Annotated in this window: 2 pseudogenes; one reads left to right on the forward strand and one right to left on the reverse strand. The window is 60.8% G+C overall.

Annotation, left to right across the window (positions count from 1 at the left end):
- Positions 1-126: 126 nt before the first annotated feature.
- Positions 127-597, reverse strand: a pseudogene (locus PKKP23_RS33495) (transposase); the annotation flags it as partial.
- A gap of 61 nt (positions 598-658) precedes the next feature.
- Here PKKP23_RS33495 and PKKP23_RS33500 point away from each other — a divergent pair.
- Positions 659-760, forward strand: a pseudogene (locus tag PKKP23_RS33500) (IS5/IS1182 family transposase); the annotation flags it as partial.

Below are 760 nucleotides of genomic sequence, written 5' to 3' on the forward strand. Positions count from 1 at the left end.
CGAGCCGCTCCTGAAGGGCATTCCCTTCAAGGACGGCACTCCGGTGATTGAAAGCACACCGGCTCCTCAAGCGCTGGCCGCCTGATCATGCCGCCTGACCCGCGTACACCACTCTTGACGATTGCTCGTAACGGGGACGCCGGCTACCTGCGCTGCATCCGCGAGCATTTGAGCCGCAGCGTCGCGTTCGGCCGTACCGCTGGCCTGTGTCACTTGCGCGTTCACCACCAGGCCATGCCGGTTATCCGTAAGCAGATGCCCGATGTAGCAAAGCAGCGCACCAGTGCGCTGGCTCTTGCGAAACAGCTTCGCCTGGCTGTCCGTGCTCGATTGGTGCGTCTCGTTGCTACGCTTCTCACCGTGCCAGTTCTCGCGCTCACGCGCACCGCCATCAGGCGGCGTATCGTCATCCGATTTGTTCTTGCGCACGAAGCTCTTGTGCCCGGCCCACGCCTGAATCAGCGTGCCGTCCACGCTGAAATGCTCGCCCGACAGATAACCGCGCGCGTGCGCCGCCTCAACCGTCTCGTTGAACAGTTCAACGATGACGTCGTGCTCGAGCAGCCGGTCACGGTTCTTGCTAAGGATTCGCTGATCAATTGACTGCTGCTACACGATGCGTGCATGCTGAAAGCAACGGGAACATAACTCTACGGACATGAGCCAACGCAGCTTTGCGAGCGCCGAGTACGCGATGAAGAAGAAGCAAACACGGCGCGAGAAGTTTCTTGGCGAGATGGAGCGCATCGTGCCGTGGCCT

Origin of the sequence: Paraburkholderia kururiensis JCM 10599 = LMG 19447 (assembly GCF_003986935.1) — a bacterium.
GTDB classification, from domain to species: Bacteria; Pseudomonadota; Gammaproteobacteria; order Burkholderiales; family Burkholderiaceae; genus Paraburkholderia; species Paraburkholderia kururiensis.